This is a genomic window from Dyadobacter fanqingshengii, from assembly GCF_023822005.2.
Taxonomy (GTDB): domain Bacteria; phylum Bacteroidota; class Bacteroidia; order Cytophagales; family Spirosomataceae; genus Dyadobacter; species Dyadobacter fanqingshengii.
Window position 1 is genome coordinate 2,842,258 of record NZ_CP098806.1, and the last position, 25,696, is coordinate 2,867,953.

At 44.1% G+C, this 25,696-nt stretch carries 14 protein-coding genes; 2 read left to right on the forward strand and 12 right to left on the reverse strand.

Translation table 11 applies throughout. The annotated features are described in order from the left end of the window. Positions 1-7: 7 nt before the first annotated feature. Positions 8-1,330, reverse strand: a complete 1,323-nt coding sequence (locus NFI81_RS11835) for a S8 family peptidase (RefSeq protein WP_234612231.1) — start codon at positions 1,328-1,330, stop codon at positions 8-10. A 652-nt stretch (positions 1,331-1,982) separates the two neighbouring features. Here NFI81_RS11835 and NFI81_RS11840 point away from each other — a divergent pair. Beyond that, positions 1,983-2,837: a hypothetical protein gene (locus NFI81_RS11840; RefSeq protein ID WP_234612230.1), complete on the forward strand. Its 855-nt coding sequence runs from the start codon at positions 1,983-1,985 to the stop codon at positions 2,835-2,837. Between the two features lie 1,085 nt (positions 2,838-3,922). Here the strand turns inward: NFI81_RS11840 and NFI81_RS11845 are convergent. The 4 genes from NFI81_RS11845 to NFI81_RS11860 all read right to left on the reverse strand — a co-directional run bounded on the left by NFI81_RS11845 (position 3,923) and on the right by NFI81_RS11860 (position 7,434). Then, positions 3,923-4,480, reverse strand: coding sequence for an antirestriction protein ArdA (locus tag NFI81_RS11845; protein ID WP_234612229.1), 558 nt, complete (start codon positions 4,478-4,480; stop codon positions 3,923-3,925). A gap of 263 nt (positions 4,481-4,743) precedes the next feature. Beyond that, positions 4,744-5,589, reverse strand: coding sequence for a relaxase/mobilization nuclease domain-containing protein (locus tag NFI81_RS11850; RefSeq protein WP_234612228.1), 846 nt, complete (start codon positions 5,587-5,589; stop codon positions 4,744-4,746). Next, entirely contained in the window at positions 5,586-6,248 is a 663-nt protein-coding gene (locus NFI81_RS11855) for a plasmid mobilization protein (RefSeq protein WP_234612227.1), read from the reverse strand. The genes NFI81_RS11850 and NFI81_RS11855 overlap by 4 nt, the downstream gene beginning before the upstream one ends. 205 nt (positions 6,249-6,453) lie before the next feature. Next, complete coding sequence (locus tag NFI81_RS11860; RefSeq protein WP_234612226.1) at positions 6,454-7,434, reverse strand: phage integrase SAM-like domain-containing protein; 981 nt, start codon at positions 7,432-7,434, stop codon at positions 6,454-6,456. Between the two features lie 384 nt (positions 7,435-7,818). Between NFI81_RS11860 and NFI81_RS11865 the strand changes: the two genes are divergently transcribed. Next, positions 7,819-8,280, forward strand: a complete 462-nt coding sequence (locus NFI81_RS11865; RefSeq protein WP_234612225.1) for a hypothetical protein — start codon at positions 7,819-7,821, stop codon at positions 8,278-8,280. 143 nt (positions 8,281-8,423) lie between these two features. Here NFI81_RS11865 and NFI81_RS11870 read toward each other — a convergent pair whose 3' ends face one another. The 7 genes from NFI81_RS11870 to NFI81_RS11900 form a co-directional block, all read right to left on the reverse strand. Next, on the reverse strand, positions 8,424-9,503 hold the full coding sequence (locus tag NFI81_RS11870) for a peptidoglycan-binding protein (protein ID WP_234612224.1): 1,080 nt from the start codon (positions 9,501-9,503) through the stop codon (positions 8,424-8,426). Positions 9,504-10,139: 636 nt separating this feature from the next. Then, positions 10,140-15,047: an eCIS core domain-containing protein gene (locus NFI81_RS11875; RefSeq protein WP_234612223.1), complete on the reverse strand. Its 4,908-nt coding sequence runs from the start codon at positions 15,045-15,047 to the stop codon at positions 10,140-10,142. 8 nt (positions 15,048-15,055) lie between these two features. Continuing rightward, positions 15,056-15,241 (reverse strand): hypothetical protein, encoded by a 186-nt coding sequence (locus NFI81_RS11880; protein WP_234612222.1) that lies wholly within the window; start codon positions 15,239-15,241, stop codon positions 15,056-15,058. Positions 15,242-15,252: 11 nt separating this feature from the next. Beyond that, the gene (locus tag NFI81_RS11885) at positions 15,253-16,656 is read right to left on the reverse strand and encodes an ATP-binding protein (RefSeq protein WP_234612221.1); all 1,404 of its coding nucleotides are present in this window, start codon (positions 16,654-16,656) and stop codon (positions 15,253-15,255) included. Beyond that, entirely contained in the window at positions 16,596-18,092 is a 1,497-nt protein-coding gene (locus NFI81_RS11890; RefSeq protein WP_234612220.1) for a contractile injection system tape measure protein, read from the reverse strand. Before NFI81_RS11890 ends, NFI81_RS11885 begins: the two co-directional genes overlap by 61 nt. Further along, positions 18,092-21,481: an Ig-like domain-containing protein gene (locus tag NFI81_RS11895; RefSeq protein ID WP_234612219.1), complete on the reverse strand. Its 3,390-nt coding sequence runs from the start codon at positions 21,479-21,481 to the stop codon at positions 18,092-18,094. Before NFI81_RS11895 ends, NFI81_RS11890 begins: the two co-directional genes overlap by 1 nt. Before the next feature lie 12 nt (positions 21,482-21,493). After that, entirely contained in the window at positions 21,494-25,693 is a 4,200-nt protein-coding gene (locus tag NFI81_RS11900; protein ID WP_234612218.1) for a baseplate wedge protein, read from the reverse strand. Positions 25,694-25,696: the final 3 nt, after the last annotated feature.

The following is a 25,696-nucleotide window of genomic DNA, read 5'->3' on the forward strand; positions in this document are numbered from 1 at the left end:
ATTAATTTTAGATGGCTTGAACTAAACCGCACCCCGAATCATATGGGGATAAATTTAGTGACTTGGCATTTCTAGTAAGATAGTTACGAAACTCCATAGCTGGCATGTCGGGGTAGGCTTCGGCCACTAGCGCTGCAATACCAGAAACAAGAGGCGTAGCCATACTGGTTCCACTATCGACAAAGTAATTTTGAGGGCCGATATAGGAACTTCTGATATCAACGCCTGGTGCGACTAAATCTACTGAACTGCCGCAAGAGAACAGGTCCAGAGTACCACAAGAGAAATCCGCAATACGGCCGTCTCGACTTATCGCTCCGACAGATAGAATCGATGGACAATTTGCAGGAGAATTCACTGGTTTCACTATGTTACCAGGACGATCACTATCGTTTCCGGCAGCCGCAATGATGATCGTGCCATGCTGCAACGCTCTCCGCGCGATAGTCTCATACATTTCTTGAAAAGGGTCTGTAACCTCGACTGACCCACCCAAGGACATAGAAATAATCTTGCAATTATTACTAATCGCCCACTCAATCCCTTCAGTAAGTGACCCGTCTGTACCCTCTCCATTGTCATTCAGCACTTTACCAACGAATAGGTTAGCTTCAAACGCAACACCATATCTTTCACCAAGACTCGATGTTTTCGGGCCTGCAGCAATTCCGGCACAATGGGTACCATGGCCCAGCCGGTCGTCCGCTGAGGTAGCCCCTTCTGCGAAAAATGCACTTTGAATGGAACGATTGGCGAAATCAGGATGATCAAAATCAAAACCTGTGTCCAACACAGCCAAATTCACTCCTTTTCCAGAATATTTAGATGCCAAAACATTGGTCATTTCCAAATGCCAAGCTCCGCTCAGTGCTAGATCTGTCCGCTCTGTCTTCGAACTAGCTCCAATTGTAGCGCCACTCGGTTCTAACGACTTCTCATATAAATGCTTTACTGCGTCAAAATAACCCTGCATGTAGAAGGGATTAAGATTGTTTAGTGCATATACCTTCTGTTCTGGGCGCATCACCAATATATCTTTATCGTCTTCAATTCTCTTCATCAATTGTGCATCTTTTCCATCCAATACTATAACTCCTAGCTGTTGTAAATACAAGCCCTGAGCTCCTTCATTAAATGCTTGTACCGAAAACCCCTTCTTTTTGTTGTTATAATCATTTGACGATGCGATTCGAAGTGATGTCTTTCTCTCAATAGTGTTCTTAATTTTCTTGTCCTGAAAATTTTTTACGACTGCAATGTATCTACCCGTTGTTTTTGACCCATCAATCGAGGATCCCCTCTTTACGGGATTTATGGAAAACTGGCTCATATGTAAAATTGTTAATATGGGGAAAATTTGATGTTAGTAATATAAATTGAGTACAAATTTCTTTAATAACACAAAACACGTGATACTACACAATATATTTATCCATAATACCAAATTAGGTACTATATACGGAAGCGAGACGCTCACAAAGTAGAAGTTTACATGAGCGAATTTAGGACAAATCACTGCTGGTGAAATTAATAAAAAAAGTATAAAATAAATAAATATATCGTTTGTTATTTGATGACTCTGTTCACCAAATGTATGCTAGCGGGTGGATCAAAACGCACAAAGGATTTCAATCCAGTAGATGATGGATTGCTCTAAGTTTCCTTTGGCAGTTTCTTGCCAATTTAAATTCCGACTGAGGCGCTGTTTAATTTTCGAACCTTGGACCTCAGCCTACCTTGCCAGTGACAGGCCAGTGTTGTAACGGTTTACTCCTTGCACAGTGAGGTGTATATATATTGGTAATGCTAGTCAATTGCGGACGTCAAAAGCTATTGCGATATGCTAGGATATAAACTACCTGACCGTTTAGTAAGTTTTCTAGCAAGGTCAGCACTATGTACGAAAGAGTTTTTATATTGTACAATCACTTTTTTGGACCATTGGTATTCATTTACCTTCCTAACTTTATCTATTTGCAGTCATGGAATACAAGAAAGAAAAAGAGGAATCTGCTGACGTACAGGTTGGACCGTTTTTACTAAGTAGAAATACCTACCGTTTTATTATTCGATTCGGCGGACCCTTTTTTACAGTGTTAGGGCTAGTTCTATCAATCTTTCAAGTTTACCAGGCGACTGCAGATTCAAAAGAAAACCAGGACCGCATGGTTGAAATTCTTGCGAAGATGTCTACAAAGAACATCGGAGAGTTTCCAGCTAATTTGAATAAAATCAACATTTTACTTGAAAATGCAAAAGACAGCGTTCATATATTGGCTGATGTGCCTGCCTACGGGCAGTTCTCTAGCCCCGACGATTATCTGAAGTATAAAAGATTTCTCGATGGTATCAATGCGGGGTCTAAAAGGAAAATCGAGGTGAAGATGGTTACGTATGGAGCTGATAAGAGAATAGAAAAGATAAGAGAGCAATTCTCACAAGCTAAAATAATTTACACAGAATTAAATCCTAACGGCACCCTGAAAAAGAAAATTGACAACTACTTCGAAAAACTATTTACTCGTAGACAAAATGAAAAAATCGATATAAAAGAATACGACTTATATAGATATATTGAGGAAGTTAATAAGAATTTGGTTTACAGCATAAAGACAACGACAACTATTGACTATCTCGAGGAGAACAGGTCAAATTTTCCAATGTTTATTTGGGTTCGGGATGGAGAGGAAGCGATATTTTCTTTGATAAATTATCCAAATAACACGACGGAAGTTGCTTTCGAAACAGTTGATAAGCCCCTTGTGAGTATGCTAGAAAATATTTTTCAAGGAGCATATCTGCAAGCGAGTAATTCTCCCAAAGATTCCACCAAATAGCGTTTATTTTGGCCAATCCAGCGGCGACTATTGCCGTTAGATAACATTTATTTAAATGAATTTATGGTTTGGTAGTAGGTGTCGAGCAAAGATACTTAGAATAATCCCGTCATCCTAAAGCGCGACCTATATGCCTGACCTATCAAACTACATACGTGTTAATTACCGATCTTTGTTCATGTTTTGAGAATACCGATCGGAGATCTTTTATGATTGATAGTGGAGATGTGTAGCGGGGCATTTTCTAATCAATTGTGGGAGACAATGTTTTTTTTCCGATAGCAAAGAAGAGAAAAACAATGGCAGCGCGCTATGCACTTTCGTGCGGTCTTGGAGGAGATAGTTTGTGGACCCAGGACTAACGGGCGTATGGACTTTTCAGTTTGATTATTCCGACGCACTGAGCCCGGATCTTCAAGCACAAATTTGATCCGACAATGTTTTCTAGCAAATACGACTATTTTAGAAGTTCAAAATTTGACTTGTTAGCAGTACAATTCAAGATATTCATTTGATGAAAACTTTGTATTTCACGTATTTAATGCGATTTTTCGATGCGATTAAAGACGCACCTTTGACTTGTGCCTCGATCGGAAAACTTCTTCTTTCAAATTGTTGATCTACATCCTTTTCTTCAAAGATTACCATGGAAAGTTTGTGATCTATTAAAAGTCAGTTTGCCATTCTTTTACTTTTCTTAAGAAGTCCTAAGATTATAAGTCATTTACGGAAAGCAATTCTCACGAGGAACTTTACTAACTACTTTTCAACAATGAGATCCAATTATAAGCAAATAACCCTTAGAGAAATCGGGAGATAGAGCTATTTCACAATATTAGTGTCCTGGCTATTCAGAAATGCAGAATCGAGAGGTGCGGTGTCTCGGCGCTAGCTGTTAGAGAATTGTGAGAAGCGAGGGATTGGAACGAGCAAATCAATTAGCTGCTCTTCAACCAGTTCGAGTCCCAAACAACTTGTAATCCATGATTCACGTCTCGAGCTCGTTTTTCCACCCTGATAAAGCTTAAAGAGATTAATTTATAGCGATACAACCGGTCATAACCGGTTATATCGCTATTGAAAACTCAGTAGTCAGCAAACACGTACCCATCCACCTCAGTATACCCTTCCAGGAATAAATCCCGAGCAAAAGCGTCATAGTCAAAATACCGTTCAAGCACCGAAGGGGTATTAGCTAACATTCCTGTGTCCTCAACGTACTGATAAGCATACTCTATTTTCGCATCCTTCATCGATCCTCCGAAGTACCCGCGGTAGCTCTCTTGAAATGAGTCGACCTGCTCAGATAGTGCCTTTCCATTCGCCGGCCAGCTACTAATTTGTTCGCAGTAGACCTTGAAAGCTTCGGCTGTATCATCATCCATCTCGTCCAGTGCTTGGAAGTACTCAAACACCTTATCGTCCAAACTACACTCTGAAATCAAGAAATCAGGAATGTTTTCCCATTCCTGAAACATAAGCTCTGGGTCAAACTCATTCCGATGATATTCATAGCAATCCTGATAAAACTCCTTTGCATCAGCATAGTCTGTCAAATCAAACCATTTCCCAAAGAGTGAACCGCTGTTGTACATTCCATAAGTGCCTACATAAATCTTTGGAGCGTTTTCTGATGATTTCATGATTGAAAGTCTTTAAAGTTACGAGCCCCGGCTTTGTGCTCAGGGCAATCGCCTCCTTCAACCGAAGAAAAAGTGACGGGGCTTGCCCCTTGGGTGCAAAGTCGGGAGGCGGTTTAAGGAGCTGCGCCTAGCCGCGGTAAATAGCCGGAGACTTTGCTCCCGTCACTTTTCACTTCGTAACTTTCGTTGCACTGACTGACAAGTGTGCGTGGTTTTCAACTCTGGAAAACATATTATTAGCAGTTGCTCTGTTCTAATATTCGTTAGATACTTAATCCTTGTTGTTTCCGCCGAGACTTTTTCTTGCGTTTTACAGGCACAAAAGCTTGCGACATATCCATACCCATTCGCTGTTCAAGATTTTGCAATGAATAGTCTTTCCCCAGGTCAGAACCTTTCACTTTCATCCGATTTTGCATATTGAAAAAGGCTATACCTCTTCCTATATACGTCTTGAATCCGTGCGTTTGCATCTGCTTTTCAAACTCGTCGATTGAAGATGCTTTTGCTAAAACTTGATCTACCAAACTTCTAAGGTTGATGATTGCGGTATCCTGCCTTGGTGCTTGCTGCTTTCCTTTTTGATTCAAGCTCATGTCAGAAGTTATTGTGAGTCCAAGTTCTAATTCCATGCGTCTTGAAAATTCTCCCGTCCGCGCATAGTTTTTAAAATGATCGGCGGTGTTTTTGCCGTTGTAGTTGATCCGGTTTGCGACAATATGAATGTGCTTATGCTTCGTGTCGTTGTGCTTGAAGGCAAGCATTTGGTTCTCTGCAAAACCAAATTCTTTTGCAAACTCCACGGCCAAACTTGTAAGCTTCGCTGCGGGCGGATCTTCCCCTGGCGGAAAGCTGAACGATTGATGCCAAACATATTTGTTGAGATTTCTGTTTTTGTCCCTGTTATCCAGCATTTGCCTGGCGAGATAATCCAAGTCCAGCCTTCCATCCGGCATTGCATTTATGCCAAGATGCTGAATGTAAATAAGCTCTCCCCGCACATCGTCAATCGTAACTTCTTTCAATTGTTTTGCTGTCAATTCCTTTTCGTAATAACAATAGCTCAATATTCCCTTCGCGAAGTTTCCCAAACCCACTTTTCCAATCATAAGTCGAAACGTTTAAGTATTGCCGTGACCTTCTCTTCAATGATCCTATGCACTTGATCTGGATGATCCGCTACATCCGATTTCCATACCCGAAGTTGTCCAGCCAGCTCAGCTGGTTGATAGTAGCTGTCATACTTTGCCAGTAATTCTTGGGCATTACGAAAGATGTTTTTGGTCGTTTCAAGAATGCTGGTCTTGTTTTGAGATTCCGGAAGAATCCGCTGAATGTATAGCGTCAACTGGTGCATCCACTCCTGCACATTATTGAGGGTCTTATGGAATGTCCTGATCTCAAAATCTTCAAATATCCAGAGCGTGATGACCTGCGAAAGTAAGCGCAGGTGCTGACTGCTCTGCATCCATTGCCGACTTTGCATCTGATGATCCTTTGTTTTCAAAACCGCAAGCGACAAAATGCCACTAAGCTGTTCGAGCGTCCGGATCATCTCCGCCGTTCGGGCGGGCAATGTTTTCTTTTGTGGTCGTTTGATGGGTGTGTCAAGTGCCAGTGTCAAAAAGAATTGGCTTGCTGAAAGTCCGCTCTTTTCGATCAACTGTTTAATCCTCGCTTTTTCATCTTTGGTAACCCATACAGAAAAGTGATCCCTTCGCACAACCTTCTCCTCTTTCGGTGGTCTTCCTTTTCTTTTGCTTTCCATAATATCTACGATTTAAGCTATGAGCCGCGAGGCGAATAGCAGGGGTCCAGGGGTTTTCCCATGGCCAGCCGCCGGGGAGTCGCTTTTTGCGACGTACCGGCGATAGCTGGCTGTGGAAAAACCACCGTGGTTCCCGAAAATATTAGAGTTTGTTTGTCTTTGTTTGAAAATGTTCGAAATCTGATCTCAGACTTACCAGGCGTTACTACCGCCCAAGTGGAATGAGCATTTCCTTAGTCTTTTTGTCAAAAAAGTATTCTCGACCGATCAACACGTCACTTTTCTTTCCTTGAGGTCGAAGCTTCAAAAAATTCCCACGCTCATCTTGCACGATCTCACCATTCTGCATTAACAGACGATATTCCGGTGCATTTTTGTAAGCCTCGATAATCCTGCTGCGCTCTCGGTATTCCTCGTCAGTTGAGATAAGCCAAGAAAATAAAAACGATAAAACGATCGCAACAACAGACCATGGAAGACTCAGCGACAAGCCATAATAGAAGGCTTGCTTTTTGTTGGAAAAATGAACCGGTCGCTGGTTACTTTTTATCGCAGCTGCCGCTTTGTCAATTGTGTCTACGGATTGATCGACCTCGGCCTTAATTCGTTCAAAGTGTTCCTCAACCTCGGCTAGCAGCAAAGCGGACCAGTCATCGATTTCTTGGGCGTATTCGAACTGAGAGATAAATTCGAAATCCAACTTTTTTATATCGAAATCGTCTTCTTTATATTTCCACTTGATGAACTCACGGGTGTGTTTGAGCGAAGTCTCGTATCGTTCGAGTGTGCCTGGTGCAAAGTCGGTGCCGACAAGTTCTGCGACCTGCTCATTATGCTCCTTGAAGATTTTTAGGATTGTCATTTTGCTCTCTTCCTTTCCGAGCATCAAATTTTTGATCGCGTCCGCGGTCAACTCTTTATCTGCGTCTAATAATGCTTTCTTAGCTTGAAACACTTTCGTTGTCAGTGAGTCTAGATAAGCGTTGAGCTCCTTTGTATCTTCTTTATTCCCGGTTGCTCTCCCGGCTCTGACATTCCATTTGGATGGATGCCAGATTCGCCTTGTAGCAATGTCCCTGGCCTGATGATTCACTGTGACACGCATGTAGATTGCTCTTGTGCCATCTTCGTTTTCTGCCCTTGGGGTTTTCAAAAAGAAATTCAACCCGAAACTGTTTTCTAACATAATACAACCGGTTTTAGATGAACAAAAATCGAATTGTTACCATTGAAATGCAAGATGTTTACGTGGTGAACATCTTGCTAACCAGTTAGTTAAGTACCTGATCGTGGAAGTTTTTTTGCGATTATGTTACTTCCACGAATCGCTACATTTTTATCGGGATTTTTTGAATATTTTGGTATAACCCAAAAACGCAAAAACCCCGTTTAAAGCGTTTAAACGGGGTTTTTTAATGTTTTGACATCATGTCCTGCAGAGAGAGAGGGACATGAAATATGTCTATATCTAACTGAAAATCAATATTTTACAACTTCATAAAAAGTCTGCTCACCGAATTGCTCACCGAGATTTCTTTGGACTGCAACTACCCGCAAATTTAACAATGATTTGACCGAACGACAAACTGTTTGGGCAGCCGAAAACGGAATGTACCTGCAAAGTTCCACGTTGAAATACGATGAAGGTGGCAAGCCTTTTCATGTGCAGCAAGCTGAGCAGATGAGGTTGTACAAGGAAGCGGGGAAAAAAAGCAGGACATCAGCGCGAACCAAGAGTTTCCCTGATTCGGTCAATTTTTGCATTGGTAAACGATCGGACCACTATTATTTTGGACAGGAAAGCGATCGTCGTGATAAAATTGGAATGATTGAACAGGACAAACGAGTAATTTTTGGTAGAAGCTATGCTGCGGAACCAGATCAACTCATCAAAGAGTTGGCGCAAGACGAAGCTATTCAGGAAGCAGATACAGTTCTCTTGACGATCCCCAACACATTGGGAGTTGATTACAACGTACACGTACTGTCTTCAATTTTAGAGCATGTGGCGCCCGGATTGGGGTGGCGATAAAGCCTGGTCTGGTAGCTGTTAAAGATTCACTTGGGAAATGACATTTCAATAACAGTCTGAAAGGCTTGCAAATCAACGGTTTGCAAGCCTTTTAAATTCCCCGCCAATCGTTCAAATTTCTTAATTCTTAGTCTCACTAAAACTCAGCCACCCAATTGCACCGCCTTCTGCATGGCCTGATACCTTTGATCCCAACGGGCTAAATCCTGGTTCAGGTTATCATCGATATGGACAGGATCCTTGGCCTGGAAATTACCACCCCAGCGAAGATTGGGATCATCAATAATGGATTTGATAAACAGCCGCACTGGCTCCGGCACCTGCGGGTATTTTGCAAGTACTTTGGAGTCGGCCAGTTGCTTTTTGTTGTCATAGACTACGTTCATGTCGATAGCATGTCCAGCCATATGATTGGAACGGGTAGCGGGCTTTACAATTGCTCCGGCTACATTCGCGGAGGTTCGGAAGGAACTCGTGACATGAACAAACACATTGGCTCGCTCAGCATGCTGATTGATCATCTCCAGCGTCGGTACAAATAGTACATCGGCCCGGCACGGTTTACCCTGAAATCGGGAAGCTTCGAACAAAACGAGGGGTGAGTTGGCACTTGGCAGATTGTTTACAGCGAGGTCGCTCCAATTTTTACCGTAAAAAGCATTGATGTCCCTGAGCATCAGATCCATCAACGGCCTCGTCAGTAAATCGCCATCAGAGTCGATCTGATTATCCCGGGCATAGGCCTTCATAGCCTTGCGGGTACTGTCGCCATACATCCCGTCCGCTCCGAATTTTTGGAAATTCAGCTGTTCGGCATACCCTCTTTCAAATAACATAAGTTGAATGGCTGTGACGCTCATCCTGGTACCTCTGGAAATATATTTTTTTGCCCGCAAATCGGAATTGTAGATGGACCATAACAAGTACATTTCGGGCAAAAAGCTATGACGCTGCAGCATTAGTTTCGCTAAGGAATTTGACACCGAAGTTCCATCATCTGTCAGTTTGTTTTTTGTCGCAAAAGCCGCTACCGCGTCTGCAGTAGCGGGGCCGAAATCTCCATCGACCTCGTATTTATCCAATTTCAATTCCTTTTTGAAGCCCAATTCAAAAAGGACCTTTTGCAGATCTTCTATTAAAGCGAGATCCGCAGAACCTTTGAACAGAAAGGCACTAACATCTCCTTGCTTCAAAGCAGTGGCAATAAGGTTCGAGCATTCCATATTATGTTGTTTTCAAAACTGTGATTGTTTCTATTAAGAGCCTGTCGTTCATGGATCTTCCTGATCATTAAACTTAGGCAGAAACTTTTACGGCTGTGCTCAACTGTTATGCTTCGTAGCCCGCAAAAGTGAGCAAATACACTGTTTTGTTTAGAAGAATGACATCTTAAAAACGTATTCTAGATTGGCGATGAATTTGGAAAAAGGGAGTGTATGCCTGTTCAGAAAGTTTGTAGATTTTCAGGAATAAGTTGTTTCGATGAAGGTGCTTCTTATAGGTTGATGAACCAATAGGCAATTCAACTTTTGGCTTAATATTTCTTGACTAGCTCGCACCGATACAGTTCTAACCTATTCGTTGCCTGGTTTAATGCGTGGTGCACGTTCTTATCAGGCAGCCATCATTCCAAAAATCTTTAGACTTATAAATCGTATTTGAGACATATTATACTGGAAGCTAAGGCATTAATTTCTTTTCCATTTTCGACGTTGATTCCTCCTGGAAGCCTACGCTGCTCGTCTTAAAGTTAATCCACTAGACAAGCTCAGACATTACTGAAAATTTATTATCGACTAATCCGCCCTAAGCTAAATCATTGCCGGACAAAGTTTGTGATGTCTGCTCCCGGCCTTTTGTTATTGAGTTATTCGTAGTCCAGGATTTCTTCTTTCCAATGTCTTTTTGGAAATTCCAATCTGATCGTAGTAATTGGTAATTCTCTGATTATTTTTTATTCTTTCTACAATGTATCCGGCTATTGTATCACCTACTCCATTTAGCGATTTTAATGAACGAATGGCTGCCGCATCATCTGCCGCACTATTCACTGTCGTTGTTAAGTTAAAAGCAGTTTTTGGAGACGCCCCTGTTTTATAGTCTGCGAAAGAACTTGAAATACTTGTAGGATAAGAAATATCATTTGCAATTGGAGCAGGCACTGATCGGGTGCTTCCATCGGTATTTACTAACTCAGCAAAGCAGGAAAGCCTGGTCGGAACCGAAACCTCTGCTTGAAGGATTGCTCCGATTTTGTCTAGATTTTCGGAGGAATCTAAACCGGTTGGCCAATCATCATCGTTGGGATCTTGGATTTTTGCCACCCAAGGGGAAATACTTCTACCATAAATAGCTTCCACGGAGAAATTGCTAACATTTTTTCCACTTTCAATATGATCCTTGACATGAGATTCGAACCCCCTTTCATGATCTCCATTGGCATTTTGAAAGAGAGGGGTAAGGTTTTGCCAGTCATTACCCGGCCCCCCTATATGCCAACTGAGTAAATGGCCCCTGACATAGAATGCTCTTGCTCCTTGTTTGCGATCATTGAGAATAGAATAATTGGTATTAAACAAACTGCTGTTAGCTTCACTTCCACCTGTGCGACTCGGCGCTAGCGATGCTACCTGAGCATGAGTACCAAACCCCCCAACCATTGGTCCGTACAATGTAGGTGTATTATTTGCCGAAGCTGGAATAGCTGCATTTTGGGTCAGTGTCACCAATTCAGTAAAAAGCTGAGCAATTCGAGAATTCTTCGTGTCTTCTTGATCTGGCGAAACACCTCGAGCTTTCTCTGTCTCAATTTCTTGCGCTTTTGATCTTAAAGGAGCGATAATAGTTGCACCAATTTGCGGATTTGCCTCCAATTCGGCTACCCAGTTTAGATAGTTGATTGGTGTGGAAGCAATGATTAATCTTGCATTTGCTCCAGTTCCTTCAAAATACATTTGATGACTATGTCCATCATAGGTCTGAAATTTTTTCCTCAGTCCCAACCATCCCAGAACTTTATTCGCCGCTTGCCCCACTTTTTGTTTCCCGGCTTCCACTTTTCCCTGAACCTTGCCTTTGATCTTCGCTACTGCCTTCTGTACTTTCCTGACAATTGGCCTGGCCTTTATCAGGATGAGATCAATTACCCTGTAAATAGGTTTGCGTATCATCTCAATGCCGCGTTGCAACTTGTCAGCAAAATTCCCTAGCCCTACAAGCTTGGCCAGGAAGTCAATGGCGATTACAACGCCATTGGTTAGAGCCCTTATTACGTTTTCCTTAATAGCAGAAACGTTGCCCTGAACGGCCAGCCCGATCGCATCAAGGAATGAATTGACAATCTCGGCGATGCGGTCAATATTGTCCACCAGCCATTTTAGTGCCTTATATGCAGCCTGGATGAGCTTAATGAATCCAAGCCCCGGGATAAATAGTTGTGCTACCCAGAGCAAGAATTTTCTGATGATTGCCTGGAATATTTCTTCTTTGATTTTTTTGAAGATCGATTCCAAATGACTGCTCACCTCGGTTTTTACCCATTCCCAAAGTGCGCCTATTCCATCGTTAATAAGAATTTTGACCGGTTCGAGGATTTTTCCTCCGACGGCCTCTGCCTTTTCAGCAAGGGCAAGGAATTCGTCTATCGAAACATGTAACTTTTGCTTGATGCGCTCAAAGAGAAATTCTTTTGTGATGCCCAATATTTGTGTGGCTAAATCGAACATCCCTTCGGCGTCCATTTTTTTAGGTATTTGGATATTTATCGCGCTGCTGGCTCCTGTGAGCCACATCCAAAATCCCTGCTCGAGATAGGTGTCAATGTTGGCCGAAAACTCGTCCATCCCACCCTTGATTCCAGCCACCAAATTGTTAAAGAAGCGTTTCGGCGAACTTAAAATATCACTAACGTACTCCCCAATCCGACTGGCAATAGAGCCAAGCAACTGGCCCAACTTTTTGATCGCAGAGGCTACGTCACCAATAAAACTGAAGGCATCGACTATCCAGGAGGCGCTGAGTTCCTCATTGATTTTATCAAAGTCCTCCTGAAGCTTGTTTACGCTTTCAACGTATGCGTCAGATAGGGTTTCAATCAGTTCATCTTGGCTTTCATTGACACTGGTTTCCAATTCTGAGAACTTGGTCAAGGCTTCGCTAAACATTTCCCCGGCAAATCCCAGCTCTTCTTCACTCAAAGTGGCTTTAAGCTCCTCTAACTCAGTTCTACCAAGTTTTATTCTTTCAAGTGCACGGTTAAGCTCAAGCTCAACTGTTCCCGCAATATTGTCCAGGACAGTGTCCATTTCAGCCAGGAAGCGTTCTTTTTCTTCCCTGAAAATATGCGCTACACCGTTGGACAGCCCGGCCCATTCTGCAATTTTGTCGTCAAATGTGAACCAGCCGTAATGATCATCAAGTCTCGAGCGCACCCTGCTCTTGAATGTTTCATTGGCATCTTCAACCGCATCTGAAAAAGTGGTCTCAACGGTAGTACTAAGCTCTTCAAGGATGAGCTGAACATCTCCCTCCGTTTTTAGATAAATTCCGTCTATACCTTCTTTGATCTGACGCTGCCGTGTTTCAACAGCCGTTTCCTTGGTCTTTTGACCGCCAAATACCTCATCCGTTTTGGAGGTTTTGATTTCGGACATTTCACCCAGTCCATAGCCGGAGACTTGGTCAGCGCGTTTTTGCGACTTCTCCAAACGCTGCTCCTCAACCTGGCGGTAGCGGACCGGGGCGGCTGCGATTTCCCGCTGCGCATCTCGTTTGGTTTGAAGCGCCTTTTCAAACTGTGGTTCTTCAGATTCCTCTAACTGTTTCTCGCTCAGCCCCTCCTGAACCATTTGCTGATCCAGTTCTTTGCTTTTGTGATCCAGAGATATCTCCTCGTCCGTTCGGGGCTTAGGAGCGGCTTGCCCAGTTGGTAATTGAGAAGGGGCATCGGCAGGTTTAGCTTCGGGTACCTCTATATTGTCAGGTTTGAGGTTCTGACCTTCCGGTAACTCTTGCTGCTGCACAACTTCAAGAGTTCCTGTAACCTTACCTTTTTCTGTTGAAATGGTTTCCTTGAATTCTTGCTTAGCCTCCTCCAATTTACCACTACCTGCAAATTTCTTTGCCTCCTCTTCCGTATTCGGCATTTTGGATTCAATCTTTTCTTTCAGTCTGCTCTTAAACTCATACCGGTTAAAGGGCTTAGGTTGCGCCGCTGCCTCTAAATTAGCGGCCTGTTGATCCTGTCCCGATTGCAGACTTTGTTCTTCGGTTGACAGCGCCGAGGCCGTCATTGCCTCATCCCTCTTTTGTTCAGGTAGTTCGTGGCTCCGCTGTTTTTTAGCATCTTTCGACACCTGCGTTTTTGCCATTCTGAAAGCGGGATCCTCAGCCGGGCATTTAGGCGCTTGCGCCGCAACCTGAGATTCTGGTTGTGGTGCTGCCGGACTGGTGGGCGCAGGCGTGCCAGATGTTAAATTCGTTGGTGCAGTAGATGGCGACTCTGTGGTATTGCTTCTTGGTTTCTGACCCTTTGGCTTACAGATGGGGAGTACGGGTTCCTTTCTCTGGAGAGGTTTCGCAATTCCATTTTTGTCACCTGATTTCTCAGTCTCCTTTGTTGAAGTGGCTTCCGTCGCCTGTTCTTCATGGATTTGGGCGGCCTTGTCCTCAGCTCTTTCCTGCATTTCAAGCAAAGCCTCTTGTTCATTAGCCCCAGGATGCATCTCCTGTTCGATCCTTGTTTCGGCAGGTTTGAGTAGCTCGCCCTTTGACCTTGCCTGCTGGAGGGTATGTGCTAGCTCATGTGCCAAGAGAAACTTACCATCAGTAGTATTGGGCCTGTATTTGTTGCTGTTGAAAAACACATCCCATCCATACGTAAATGCCTGAGCACCTAATATCTCATTCATTCTGACGGCAGTTTCATCAGTATGTATTCGGACCTTGGATAGATCAACTCCGTAGCCAGCTTCCATATCCTTCCTTATGAATTCTGACAATCCATAGCCTAAGCCATTGCCGGAATTTAGGATAGTCTCTACCGAACTCATACTAGCTTGTGGGATGGGTCTTTCAAAAGTAGATTTTGCCTGAACGGACACTTCCTCTTCCTTATCGACTTCCCTGCGTTGTATTTGGTTTGACATTACAGGCTGAATACCTGCCGCTTCAAAGGATATATTTTCACCGTCAAGGATCTCTTTTCGCTGTACGAAGGGAGTAATACTGTCCGCCAGGTGCCCTCTTTGTTGATCTTTCCTTGCGTCGCAATCCTCACATTTGTTTTGGATATCGGGTGTCGCCGAATTTTCGACTATACTGTCGGCCATCCGGTCCGCCTCTTGTTCATACTTGTCATCTGCCTTACCTACGCTAAGTTTAAATTGCAGCGTAGATGATCTGGAGGTGGTTTGCCTCTTGGATTGGACAGAGATATCGTCTGATGGGATTTGCACTTCCTTATTTGAATCCAATTCGATGTCATCGCCTTGTTCACTCATGGAAGCCATGGAATTCCCCTCAGAAAGTGGACTCATTTGAACTGCCTCCTCTTCCAACGCCTTCATCTGAATTCCCCCTGAAGTTGCTGACATGACGGGAGTGGCAGGTGTTGAAGGCATCATCATCACCTGGTCAGCGGCAGCATCAGCTTCCTGCTCGTATTTATCGTTGGGCTTGCCTACTTTCAGGGCAGGCTGAATCACACTTTTCCCAGGCCCGGCAGGCCGGGATTTGGGAAAAGTCGTTTTTTCAGCAATAGCACCCATCTGATGATTTAAGATTTGATCGGATTCATAACCTCCCCTGGCTCCAGCGCGCTCATACCATGCCGCTCCTGTTCCACGGGACTCATTTTTTCCTCCTTTTCAGGTTCCTTCGAGATTTCTTCCTTGTCCACGACCACGACCACAGGTTCCTTTTCCTCATCATGGTCCGGCTTTCTTCTGACTTTCTTACGCATGATCCAAATATTTAAATCGTTCTACCAACTTTTTGGTATTCTCTGCGGATTCCTTCCCGGATGTCTTCCAGCTGCACGATCTTCTCTTCGTTTTCCAGTGCCATCAACAAGCTGTGCTGGATGACATTGATAATCACACCCCCACTCAGCTCGTGAGAAGCGGCAATTGATGCCAGATCCACTTTGGACTCCAATTTTGCCTTTTCGGGGAATCCTTTTTTCCAAAGGAGAAATCGCTCTTCTGCCTGTGGCACGGGAAAAAATACGCTGGCCTGAAAACGCCGCATAAACGCATCATCCAGGTTGTTTTTCAGGTTTGTTGCCAGGATGACCAATCCATCGTAGTCCTCGATTCGCTGCAACAGGTATGATACTTCCTGGTTGGCATAGCGATCATGAGCGTCGCTGACAGATGTCCGTTTCCCAAAAAGTGCATCAGCTTCATCAAAAAATAGAATCCAACCTTGTTTTTCGGCTCTATCAAAGACTTTTGACAGATTTTTTTCCGTTTCGCCAATATACTTGGATACGAGTCGGGAAAGATCTATTCGATAGACATCCAGGTTCATCTTTTTACCCAGAAGTGCTGCGGTCAGAGTTTTTCCTGTTCCGGGTGGTCCAAAAAACAAAGCCTTATAGCCAGGTTTTAGTATTCTGGACATCCCCCATTCCTTCATCAGAAAATCCTTGTGTTTTAACCACACTTCAAGTTCCCGAAGGTGAATCCAGGTTTCCTCCGGAAGAACCAGATCTTCCCAATCCAGAGGAGTTTGAAGGCGTTGAGCCGGAAATTCGGAACTGAAGGGAGGTTTCTGGACTTTCCCGATGGTTATTTGGTCGAGAACTTCTCGGGAAATAATCAATGCTCCATTTAGAAAGGATTCATCGGTTTCGACTTCGCTCAGCCGAAGGATATTTTCTTTGAACAGAATTCCATTTGCATCGAGAAGATTTTGATATAGAAAGCGTTTTTTAAGATCATTCCCTGCCAGAATAAACAGTACCGTTTCCCCGGTGGGAATAAATCCGTTGTGAGACTTTCCCTTTCGTCCTCCAAACTCCGTGTAAATCTGCTGTGTTATCTGATTGCGGCTCATAAACATATCCAGGAGTTGTGGGCGGATATGCGGTACCGCTGCCAAAATAATCAAAAATCGCTCAGCCGGACCCAGGTGAAGCTCCCTGACCAGATCAGCATAAGTGGAATCATATCCACTCAGATCGGGAGCAGGAATTTGCAATAGTTCGGCAGATCCGGATCCTGGATTTGCATTGATCGCTGAGCGGGCTTTCAGGATTTGCTGGAGCCAGTCGAGTTCGAGCTGGATCGTTTGGGCGTTATCGTGCGCTTTGCTTACCATTCTGTGAAAAGGAGTTCGTTCATCCAGGGAAGTTTGATCATACTGATCGTCCACGGGAGCTTGTTAAGAAGTATATCTATCGAAATCCGCGGAATCGCCAGGTTGTAGCCTTTTCCTGTTCGTTTCAGGCTCCCTTCTCTTGGGAAAAAGCTTCTTGCCATCGAACTCCCTGAAGTACCTTTCACGGCGGTCCAACGCCCGGCCATGGCATCGAGCAGATTTGCGATTTCCTCCCTCTCCGTTTGGGTAGGAGAAAAAGTGACGCTAATAGGTTCGGTAGGCGCCAGCCCGCACAGAATCTTATTTAACAGCAAGTCGGATTCTTCATAGCTAAAAGAATCATCCAAAAATGCCTGAATTAAAAGTGCTGCTCTATTCTGGGATTCTATTGATACAAATTGCTTATCCTCAACCAGACCAAGTCCTTTGAAAAAGAATGGCAAATAAGGCGCCGCTAATACCAACCCAGCATTTGAAATGGGAAAAGTTTCATCAAAGCCAATTTTTACATGTGAGACAGGTTGACCAGCCTTTTCCGTTGAACCTGATTTAGGCAATTTTTCATAAAATTTGGCTTTCGCTATTTGCTGAGCTACTGCTTGGCTCTCTGAGTTCTGGCTGGCGTTTTTATATGTCGTGGTGTGGGTCCATTTTGACCACATTTTTTCCAAAGCTTCTTTTTTAGAAGAGCCAGGAATCAGTTCAGCCAATAACACCGAATACTCCTCAGATGTAGAGGATCTATTTAACTGAGCCTTTAGCCATTTCGAAATCGGGTCAGAAAGTTTGGTTTCTGAAATGAGAAAAGCCTCCAGAAAGCATCTATCCAGCTTTTGCCCAAGCTTATTTTCGGAGTATACCTCAGGAGAAAGTGCGAATATCAAACTTTTCCTGAGGGTCAAATGCTCGTTTAGTTTTTCAGAAAAAGCCATGGAAATCAGTTTCAGGATTGTCTTACCGTTCAAGTGAAGTTCCAGTCGGGAAAGCATGGCCGGAGTAAAGGATTCCGATCGGATCCATCCATAAAATACCGGGTTTTTCCCCGCCAAAAAACTCTGAATCAGACCTCGAATTCCCTCCTTGTTGTACTGAGAAGCCCACCATGGCCTATGCCCGTTTCGAAGCAGATAGTCCAATAATTCCACCGACTTTGTTTCATCGTGAGGAATATGCGATTTTACATTTTGTTCCGCTGAAAGCGTTATCGGGGCCGTTGAAATCTGTTTTAAAAGCTGTGTTTTCAGGCTTTCCTTTAATTTTTGCTGAAATAATTCAGGAGATATACCCTCCCCGATTTTCCCCAAATTAATCTCAACCCGATCAAGACGGATCCATTTGCCATCCGTGTCCAACTCATCCAGGGCCTGTTCCAGCACAGGCAGCCACTCTTTTTGAAATCGGTCGCTCCACTGATTTATAGCCGCTTTCGCCCTGCCCTCGTCTTTGTAACGCAGGTCCAGAATTTGGCTATGGATCAGATGTTGTCCCATTAGTTCCCGAGAATTCTACCTATTAAGATCGCCTTCGTATCGGTACTTCTGACACTGATACTTTTCGTTCCCGCTATCAACTTAAGCGTGTCACTTTTCAGACCGCCTAACTCTTCTGGTTTAAAAGAGATTTCCTCTTTACCCTCGGTCGCCAGTTTTATGAGCTCGTCCTTAGTTATATTGGCTAAGTTTTCTATTTTCACTCCTTTGACAGCAAGGATTTCGGAGAGGATTGTTTTATCCAATGTAACTGGTTTCACGCCCACCACCACAATCTCTCTGATTGCAAGCGGATTTAGGACAATGGTCACCGTACTTTCACTGCAAATCCGCCGAACAACCTGCCTGAATCCAACCACAGCGACAGTTAGCTCCACCCCTGGGTTTGGGAAATTAATAACAAACTTGCCGTTTAAGTCGGTTTGTGTGCCAATCGTTGTTCCCTTAATAATTACTGCGGCCGCCGGAATTGGGTTTCCTTTGTTATCCCTGACGCTTCCTGTAACTCTTCTTGAAGTGCATTCAGCAGGAGAAGGGGTTTCGATTACTCCGCAATTTGAATTTTGATAGTCGAGGATCGTTTTTTCCATCTGATCCCGGCTGGCGTTTTCGACATTCATTCCCAAACAAGTGAGAAGTTGTTTCCTTTCCTCATTTCCTTCCAGAACCGAGGAACGGATTTCGTCGAGCGTGAAGCCTTTGCTTGTGGCGAGGCTATTCAGGAGAACCTGTACCCGCTGTTCAAAAGTCATATTCTCACGGCTAATTCTTCTTCGTTCGAGGGTTTCGTTGACATTAGTTTCACCCCAACAAGTCAGGATTTCCGCCGTATAGCAAGTTTTTGATTCCGGATTTTTTACCCAAATTGTTACACGGCCTTCATCAACCAGGCCGGATTCCTCGTCAGTGAGAAGATAGGTAAATGAATCGTCCCCGAGGAAATCTTTGGGGGGTATATAAAGAAACGCAGATTTGTCTTCGTCCTGCTTGACCTCGCCTCCGTTTACCGACCTGTCCGAGGAAGGCTCTACCCGGTACTTTCGCTCGACTGGCGAACGATCATTGATCATTACTTCTATGCGAATCTGTTTATTCCGGAAGGCAATCGCGAAATCCGGTCTGGCAAAAGGCGGTAAGATATCCCATTTTGAATCTCTGCAGGGATCGTCGCAATCACAGGTGCAAGCAGATCCCGCCAAACTAAGATCTCCGATCACTTTGCCCGTCGTTTGCAGATAGAGCAGGAAAAATGTCCCCCCGCGATACACTCCTGCCTCGTGAACAAGCCCTGGATTTTGTTTAAGATATTCCGAAAACTTCCGGGAGTTTTGCAGCTTCTCCGTTCGTTTCAGATAACTAAGATAAAGTCGCTGTATTTTAGTGAAATAGAACAAATCCAGGATTCGGTACAAGATCGGAGAAACACGGGTTAAAAGACCGTTATAGAGTTCCAGGTCCTGGTCGGGATCTTGTTTAGAAAAGTCAATTTTGTCCAGCAGTTTCATCCGGATCAGTAAAATATCAAGCAGGGTCTGAAGGACTTTTTTATAGCCAGTTTGAAATTTTTCCCAAATCAGATCTTTAAGACACTCGTTCAGCGATTCGACCCAGACGTTAAACTCCTCAAAATATTCTAATACCTGCTTCTCCAGTTCGGGCTCAAAGAGTTCATTTCTTCCTTTTTCAATAAATTTCTTATTCATTTCCTGCAGGAAATTGATGATTTCCTTGATGTCTCGGATCAATCCTATCAGCTGAAGGCGATGATGTAAATATTCCTCCTGAAGATCGTTCCAGCCGCAATGTTCAACATCAAGAAGTCCTCCGGCATCTAAATGCAACGTTTCCAGGTGAATCGGGAGATTGAACTGTCTGATTAATTTCTCTACCTCATCTTTTGCCTGGTCAATCTCCTGATCCAAATGCCCTTCAATTCTCAAAAAAGGATAGGCTTCAAGGTCGTAATTCAAGGGAGACTCCAAAAATGTTCCGTTTGGATTCGGCACATCCGGCTGATTATCATAGCTGAGAATCTCTTGTCGATCTGCCGACCAAAGGTGTTTGTTCTCAGCATCCATCCAGGTTTTTTCAAGCGAAAACCAGCTTCCAAGCGTTCCTTTGCTTTTCAGGTTATAATAGTAGGGAATACTCCTTTGACCCAATACCCCCTGCTTTTCCTTGCTCGGCGTAATTTTCACAGGGAATTCTGCCGGGCGGGGATTATTTAGTATCTCAAGTTCAAGAGTTTCGATCATGAGCACCAGCCTTCGGTAACGTTGTGCGGTAACATCTTTGAGGAGTTTCTGTTCGTTGAAAATAGGCGGTTGCACAAATCCACGACGGTATTTGTAAAACTCTTCTGCATTTTCAGTTTCCGGCCTGGCTTTTCCCAGCAGCATATGAAGTGGAAAAAGAGAAGGATCTGTCGGACAGGAATACCAGAGCGAGAGACCCGCTTCCACAAATTCCTCCCAAGCTAAGGCCAGTTCTTTGAAGAAATCCCACAGGTATTGGACACCTTTGATATCGGCCGCCAGCGCGTTAAGACTGATTTGAACTTGGGCGATTTTCGATATGATGGCCGCCTGGTCAAATGGATTGTTAAAGCCAAAGCTCTTTCCCAGAATGGGTTCAAAAACAGAATAACCTCTTTTTAAATTTTCCCAAAATTCTGGCTTGATTGTTTCCAGAATGGTATCCTGGTAGTGTTTTACAAAAGCTTGCAGCTGATTCGATTCAAGATCAGCGGGGCTAAAAAGTGGTTTTTTCAATCGAAATGTCTTTAAGTTCGGAGCTCCCGAGAAGCTCCCGGAAACGTTTGCTGATCTGGTCAGGATCAGGTCCAGGTCGGTTTGACTTACGAGTAATCTTCTTAACGAAAAAATCCGGTCTTTACCCTTGTCATCACAGGCATTGCCCAGACAGGATTTAAGATCGCGGTCGAATATTTCAATAAAAAGCAGAACATATTTGTCAGTTAAAAAGGCAGTCGGGTTGTTCAGCTTTTTGACTCCGGTCTCGTCCACAGGTTTTTCAGAAAGCATCTCCCAGAGCTCCACATCCTGTACCAAAACCCCAAGCCCGTTTGGAGATTCAAACGGCCTGTAACTCACTCCTTCCGGAATCACGTAGCGACGATAGTGAGTACCGATAAAGTCTGTTCCGATTTGTATCAAAAAGCCTTCTGAGGTGATACCAAGTCCTTTGGAGATTTTTAAGCCATCCGGAAAGGGTTGAATCTGAAGCCCGCAAACAATCCCGATTCCGATCAATTTGGATCGGGTGAGCCTGTTTTGCTGATCCAGATAGGCGCTGAGCTGATTGAGCTGGTCGCTGGTGAGCACCTGGCTGCCTTCAAAAATTGGATATGTCGGAATGATCTGGCTCATAGGACGGTAGGTTTAGAATTCTCCTAATGATGAAAAATTGAGTATGATGGCATCGGCCAGCGTGTCGTCTTCGGCGCAATCATGGAGTGTGCCTGAAGGATATACATTGCGGACTTTTCCAAAAACCTCTATCAGTTCAGCAAGGGCTGTTGAAAGTTGTTTCGGATGCTGAGGGTTTTTGAGCGATTCGAGCAACCAGATTTTCCAGGCTTGCTCCAGCTCCTCCATATGCTCCGGGCTGATCCAGCAAATCGTCAAAAAGATGTGAGCGGGGGCCTCAGTTTTAAGTTTATTTTCAAGGAATTTCCTGAAATCCCTGTTGATAAACCGACCGGCCCAAAATGGAAGCAATACGTGGGCAATGCAGGTGTAGGGATCGTCAAGTGTGCATTCGCATTCCTCCTGGAAATGCGGATCAAGTAATCGGTCTTCAATCAATTCATTGACTGACAAATCCGATTCATCGACGAACTTGTATTTCCCCTTGTGTCTTGGACGCAAGAGAATATGCTCAATAAGGTGTGTTCCTTCATGGCTGAAAAACTCCCTCAGTATAAGTGCCTGGATTTTTTCGACCGCTTTCATTTCTTCACCACCCTGAACAAGAAACTCACTCCCGTTTGCTAAAAGTACTTCAAAGTCTCGCGAGAGCATGATTGTTCCGCCTTCCAGATCTAGCCTGGGTTCGGTTTGCGTGGTGATCACAGTTTTCCCGGCAATTACATCAAGTTTAAAAATTGTGTAATTAGTCAAAAACTCCTCGCCGTTAAGTATCAAGCTGATATTAATATCGGGTGCGTGTGAAAGTGCAACCCGATGATCGCCGGCTATTGTCAGCTCCTGTTTTTCAACATCTACTGCGAGAACTTCAAGGTTTTTCACGAAACGAATCGAGTCACCTTTGGTAGGATTTTGATCGGCCGTTAGCTTAATTCTGGAACCCTGAGCGTCGGCTGTTGCAAGGGTAACCGGCAAAGGCGCAAAACCATTTTGCAATAGAAGGGGATTTCCCCAGGTACCGTCAAGAAGCTGTGCTGCAAGTATGGTGTTGAAATCAGTTTCTACGCTTTTGGCCAACAAACCTCCCCTGATGGGATCAATAATCGAGAAATGATACGGAGATTCTGTATCAGGATCCAACTGATAACCGCTTGGCCTATACGCCGCAGCAATCATATCCCAAATGTGTTTTTTGATCCGGGCATCAGCCAAGGTTATCAGTTCCGCCTCAGAGTCGGCATCGGGGACCTCCTGCTCTATTTTCCCAAAAAGAACAGCATTGCCTTTACCAAATGGAGCATCAAAAAATTCAAAGTCAATTACAAACTTCGGTGGAGCAGGTGCTAACGTTGGAGTGATTGTATACGCGTACCAATTCTCTAGCCCCAGACTGAGGTTCTTCCTATTGGCCCGGGCGTTTTCGACAAATTCTTTCAGAAAAATTTCCTGGAGTTCTTTACGGGCTATATCGGCATCTTCGCCCGGATCAAGAGATAAAAAATCTTTTTTGACGCTTGCACCAAGGATTTTTTCATCAAAAACCAATTCCAAAAACAGATTTCCGACATTTCCGGAGATTCTCCAATTTCCCTGATCTGAGGCGATCATAATCATCTTTTCCAGGCCCAACCTGGCATTTTCCAATGAGCTGAATTCCTCTGATATTTCAAAAAGGGGCTGATTTGTAGCGTCCGTTACAATCACAGTCCAAATTTCCCCGCTTTCTGAAAAGACAAATTGGGGGCTGAAAATCAACCAATCTGCCTTCCTGGGGTGGATTCCATAAAGTCCGCCAACCCTGTTTTCCAAACCGGAAAGATTGTCGATATGGTAAAATTCACCAGGGATTGCATAGTCAAATCCCTGTCCCCGTTCGGCACCGATTTGAGGGTAATTATTGAGAAAACGGAGTTTGTCCCCGATAAGTCGTTCCTTACCTTTTTGCGGACTTAACCGGACAGTCAAAAGACCGTAATCCGTCAGTTGTTCTGCAAATCGCGCCAAAAGGTGATTTAGGAACTGATTCCTGCGTTCCAGGAAATTTTCTCTGGGTTCAGTGAGGTTGTTAAGTATATTTTTGAGTCCAACGAGGTCCTTCCATATATCTGCGGCATCCGGCACCAGCGATTCCAAATTTTGGGAAAAATAGGTTTGTGCGACTTTTGGATTGCCAAACAAATCTTTTTCTTCGGAAATGGAAAAAAGGTCACGAACATGAGCAAGCTGCGCAAGGTAGTTGGCTAAAAGTTGCTCAAAAACCATCAGATAAGCCTTCAGCTGTTTTACCTGATAAGCTTGTGGCCGACTTTCACCTGCAGGAAGCATACCCTCCTCTCCTACTCCGTATACCAGTGGAAAATCATTTTGGATGGAATAGTAATCGCCCGAACCCGCGAATTCACCTGTTATTTCATCGAAATCCAATTGGGGATACCTTATTTTTTGCGGGCGTTTTTCAGCCTGGATTTCATCCAAAAGGTCTTCGACTTCCTCTTGATTTGCTTTGAATGGAAGTCCCTCTTTATAATAAATGAGCTTACTAAGTTCAGGATTTAGCCGAGGCACATAATTCTGCTCAAACGCCAGATCAAGACACCATCTGACGCTTTTGGATGGGATTTTGTTTTCAGGATCGTCCTGAGGCAAGTTGGCGACCTGAATACTTTTCACTGCCAATACCCCTTCGATATCCATAATCAGGTGAATCAGATCCGAAACATGAATTTTGGATTTTCGGTCGGCTTTTGACAAATCGTCCCCATCAATAAAACCATGTTTCAAAAGGGGGCCTTCGAATATTTCTTCAGTTGATATACATTGTTCAGAATCCCAGTCTCCAAAAAACACATGGTCATGTTCTCGGATCAATGGACTCGAAAAATTTGGAGAAAGGAGGATTTCTGCCAATCCTGGTTCTTTGGATGCGGTTTTTATTTCCAGTATCTTATAAGTTCCCGCATTGTTACCGGACCCGATGATACTCAGTACAGACCCTGCCATTGGAAAGGAGTCCGGTTCGAGTTTCATCCAGATTTTTGCCGGATTTTGCTGGATTCTGGCTACCGGAAGTGTGCCCGATTTGCAGCGATGGAGCATTTCTTCCAGGGAGTAAAAATTGACCTGAGGGGACAGAAAATCACCGATAACTGAAAAGATCCTGGCCTCAGTTAACGCCACATCTGCTTCCGGCCTTAGTTCAATGTCTGCACACACAAGTATTTCCTCCACTCTGAGTGCATGGAACTCCACAAAATCCTCACAGACGTTGCGGTTGGCATTCAAAGTTCTTTTTACCTCAGCCAGGATTTCGGCGATTTTTTCGATTTTAATCAGGTACGTTGAAAGAATACCATTGGGGTCATTAAATACGAAATCGTTAATCAGTGTACTCAGTTCAGCAATTCCGTCGATCTCCTCAAGGCCGGTTGCTGTAAGTTCAGTACCGCCAAGCTGGATGTAGTTGGTTGGAGAAAGTTTATAGGTCAGTTCAAACCCCGATGGAATGTTTTGGAACTGAATAAAAATACCCTGAATTGCCTTTCGGATTGCAGATTTGTCTGCCCAGTCAATGTTTTCATCCCACCTTGGGAACTCGATTTGGATGTCAATGACGACTCCCGCCAAAGCCGGGTGCTCTTCGATTGTTTTCTCCTTGCTCAGCTTGTTCTCATTCAAATCCCCCAGTTCCTCTGTGGCATCGAACTCAAGCAACACATCATAAAGAATACCCATTTGCAGCGCTTGTTCAGAAACGGGGAAAGGGATGTATGCAAGTTTTTTAGCTTTTCTGTCGGGGAAAACCGGGATCTCATTGCTTTGCCTCAGGGTAATCCAGGCATTTTTTACTCCTGCGAATATTTTTCCCGATGCAGCATCTTCGACCACCTCCACATCCATGATGAGTTTCCGGTAGTCTTCCAGCGTCAAAGCTTTGCCAGGCAGAATCTCGGAGGCTTTGAAAAACTGACCCGCAAGCGAACCTGATTCTTCTGCCAGCAAGTCCTGAATAGGTTTGTTGGCCCGATAACTCAAATCAGTGATGGCATAACAAAGTACCTCAAGAATGGTAATTCCCGGATCATGCGCGTTGTAATCCGTCCAGACATTGCCAGAAATCCTTTGGATGTAAGCGATCGCTTCTTTGCGAAGCAGCTCAAAATCCATGGCCGGGCTCACCGGCTTCGCTTTCGATATCGTGATTGATTCCTGCATATC

Bases quoted from the DNA above. Each gene is read 5' to 3' on its own strand.
- NFI81_RS11895 (WP_234612219.1), bottom strand. From the start codon at position 21,481: ATGAGCCAGATCATTCCGACATATCCAATTTTTGAAGGCAGCCAGGTG.
- NFI81_RS11850 (WP_234612228.1), bottom strand. From the start codon at position 5,589: ATGATTGGAAAAGTGGGTTTGGGAAACTTCGCGAAGGGAATATTGAGC.
- NFI81_RS11860 (WP_234612226.1), bottom strand. From the start codon at position 7,434: ATGTTAGAAAACAGTTTCGGGTTGAATTTCTTTTTGAAAACCCCAAGG.
- NFI81_RS11870 (WP_234612224.1), bottom strand. From the start codon at position 9,503: ATGGAATGCTCGAACCTTATTGCCACTGCTTTGAAGCAAGGAGATGTT.
- NFI81_RS11840 (WP_234612230.1), top strand. From the start codon at position 1,983: ATGGAATACAAGAAAGAAAAAGAGGAATCTGCTGACGTACAGGTTGGA.
- NFI81_RS11880 (WP_234612222.1), bottom strand. From the start codon at position 15,241: ATGCGTAAGAAAGTCAGAAGAAAGCCGGACCATGATGAGGAAAAGGAA.
- NFI81_RS11900 (WP_234612218.1), bottom strand. From the start codon at position 25,693: ATGCAGGAATCAATCACGATATCGAAAGCGAAGCCGGTGAGCCCGGCC.
- NFI81_RS11845 (WP_234612229.1), bottom strand. From the start codon at position 4,480: ATGAAATCATCAGAAAACGCTCCAAAGATTTATGTAGGCACTTATGGA.
- NFI81_RS11835 (WP_234612231.1), bottom strand. From the start codon at position 1,330: ATGAGCCAGTTTTCCATAAATCCCGTAAAGAGGGGATCCTCGATTGAT.
- NFI81_RS11855 (WP_234612227.1), bottom strand. From the start codon at position 6,248: ATGGAAAGCAAAAGAAAAGGAAGACCACCGAAAGAGGAGAAGGTTGTG.
- NFI81_RS11890 (WP_234612220.1), bottom strand. From the start codon at position 18,092: ATGGGACAACATCTGATCCATAGCCAAATTCTGGACCTGCGTTACAAA.
- NFI81_RS11875 (WP_234612223.1), bottom strand. From the start codon at position 15,047: ATGGGTGCTATTGCTGAAAAAACGACTTTTCCCAAATCCCGGCCTGCC.